The 2,350-nt window shown below is 56.0% G+C and carries 2 protein-coding genes; one reads left to right on the top strand and one right to left on the bottom strand.

What is annotated here, in order from left to right:
• Positions 1 to 199 precede the first annotated feature (199 nt).
• Positions 200 to 1,201, top strand: a complete 1,002-nt coding sequence (locus AC2FLP_RS21990) for a helix-turn-helix domain-containing protein (RefSeq protein WP_496686533.1) — start codon at positions 200 to 202, stop codon at positions 1,199 to 1,201.
• Positions 1,202 to 1,270: 69 nt separating this feature from the next.
• On the opposite strand, the gene AC2FLP_RS21995 is transcribed toward AC2FLP_RS21990, so the two are convergent.
• The gene (locus AC2FLP_RS21995; protein WP_496686531.1) at positions 1,271 to 2,248 is read right to left on the bottom strand and encodes an HpcH/HpaI aldolase/citrate lyase family protein; all 978 of its coding nucleotides are present in this window, start codon (positions 2,246 to 2,248) and stop codon (positions 1,271 to 1,273) included.
• Positions 2,249 to 2,350: the final 102 nt, after the last annotated feature.

A 2,350-nucleotide genomic window follows, 5' to 3' on the forward strand; every position in this document is an offset into this window, starting at 1 on the left:
GGTCACCCGTCAACCGCGTCGACAACGCATACGGCGACAGAAACCTCGTCTGCACATGCCCCCCAATGGATGCATACGAAGAAGCCGCAGAATAGGTAGCTAGGCGTAGCAATCCGCTTCTTGCCCTGACGGATTGAAATCCAAGAAAGAGGGCAGCGTCCTGCGAGGCGCTGCTTCTTGCCAAATCGATGGAGGAACAATGAAACACTATGTCCTCGCAAATGATCGCGCCAACTTGGCAAAGACAGGGCCGGAGGTGCCCGAAAGACTAAAATACATCGATGTTATCCTAAGCGACGAGCGGGCGCTGGCATCGGCTGAAATCGTTGTTGAGTTCTATCACGCATTGAACAGCCTGGTCGAAGATTTCTCTTACGTGGTCAATCTCCGGGTGTCCGGAAAAAACACCGTCGGCGGACCTCTCTATTGGGCGGGTCGTACCGCAATTTTCTGGGGCGACCTGGAAAACAACTGGGACGTTGCCGGTCCGCGCAGAAGCTGGATCTCGCAAGTTCTTAACCTGTCTTCAAGGGCTGTTCTGGTCGGTGGAGCTGTCCTGCTTCTTGTGCAGCTGGGCAGAGCGGGTCGAAATGTCGTTGCGGTGCATCCGAACTTCGCCGCGGCCGCGCTGGAAAGCGGATTGGAAAGCTGCGGCAGGGGGACTCATCTGGCCGCCGACGGGCGTCCGCACAGCGCGACCAGCAGATTGAGCGCGTTGAGATTGTTGTCTGAATTTGTGTCCATGGATCACGGAGAGCATATCGCGGACTCATTACGCAGCTATATTGGTCTGGCCGAACCCGTGCAAAAACACGAAAGCAGACTAGCCGCACGGTTGGTGCATAGGGCAAAGGGTGATCTTTTGGTCGTACGCACCCTGGATGCGATGCAGGAAAACATCGAAGATCCACTGACGATTTCCGATCTCTCCCGCGTGCTCAAAACTTCAACACGGCAGCTGCAGCGACGGTTCCTGAGCAAAACCGGGGCAAAGCTGCTTTCGACATACAAAGAGCTTCGGCTGGAACGCGCGCAAAGCCTGTTGCAGTTCACCAACATGTCGCAGATCGAAATCTCGGCAGCCACTGGCTTTTCATCAACCGTCGCTTTGAAACGTGCGTTTCAACGCAGCTACAGAACCAGCCCCGACGATGTTCGCAACAGTCGGTTCATGGGGACGATAGCATCGGGGAACGGCTAGCCATTATTCGGTTTCAGTAACTGTCGATGATATCGCGCGGACAGGATGCCCACGCGACTCTGGCTTGGTTCAGGCCGCCGCTATCTGGCTTGCCTTTTCCACCAGCACTTCGGCCTGACGGATTGATGCGTAGTCAATTAGTCGACCATCCAGCGAAACAGCGCCTTTTCCATCGGCTTCGGCCTCGGCCATGGCGACGAGAATTCGCTGCGCCTTGGTAACTTCAGCGTCGGACGGCGACATCACCTCATTGGCAAGTGCGATCTGGCTTGGATGAATGGCCCATTTGCCCTCGCAACCCAGAACAGCAGCGCGTTTTGCGGCGGCCTTGTATCCGTCAGGGTCCTGAAAATCACCAAAAGGTCCGTCAATCGGGCGCAGTCCGTTCGCGCGCGCGGCAACCACCATACGGGCCAGTGCATAATGCCACATGTCACCCCAATGGATCTGGCGCCCACCATCCGAATCCGCATCGGTCAAGACAGAGTAGTCCGGGTTCACACCGCCGATGATCGTGGTTCGCGCACGGGTCGAAGCCGCATAGTCGGCCACGCCGAAGTGCAGGCTTTCATTGCGCTTTGATGCTGCCGCAATCTCACTGACATTCTGCATGCCAAGCGCGGTTTCGATGATGTGCTCGAATCCAATCCGTTTCTTATAGCCTCTGGCATCTTCGATCTGGGTGACAAGCATATCGACCGCGTAAACGTCAGCAGCAGTTCCGACCTTGGGGACCATGATCAGATCAAGGCGTTCACCAGCTTGTTCGACCACATCCACAACGTCACGGTACATATAGTGGGTGTCCAGACCATTGATCCGCATCGACATGGTCTTGTTGCCCCAGTCGATGTCGTTCAAGGCCTGAATGATGTTCCTGCGCGCCTGCTCCTTTTCGTCCGGTGCTACGGCGTCTTCCAAATCAAGGAAAATGACGTCGACATCGGATTTGGCTGCCTTTTCGAACATTCCGGGTTGGCTGCCGGGCACGGCCAATTCACTTCGGTTCAGACGGGCTGGGGCTTGGTCAATGGAATGAAAGCTCATGGGGTCGGGTCCTTCGTCTTAAAGATTCGGATAGATCGGGAATTTGGCGCAGAGGTCTGCGACTTCGGCCTTGACCTTGGCTTCGACAGCGCTGTTGCCGTC

The organism is Ruegeria sp. CDSA141 (assembly GCF_059612005.1).

Excerpts from the sequence above, each read along its gene's own strand:
- AC2FLP_RS21990 (WP_496686533.1), top strand. The coding sequence starts at position 200 with ATGAAACACTATGTCCTCGCAAATGATCGCGCCAACTTGGCAAAGACA.
- AC2FLP_RS21995 (WP_496686531.1), bottom strand. The coding sequence starts at position 2,248 with ATGAGCTTTCATTCCATTGACCAAGCCCCAGCCCGTCTGAACCGAAGT.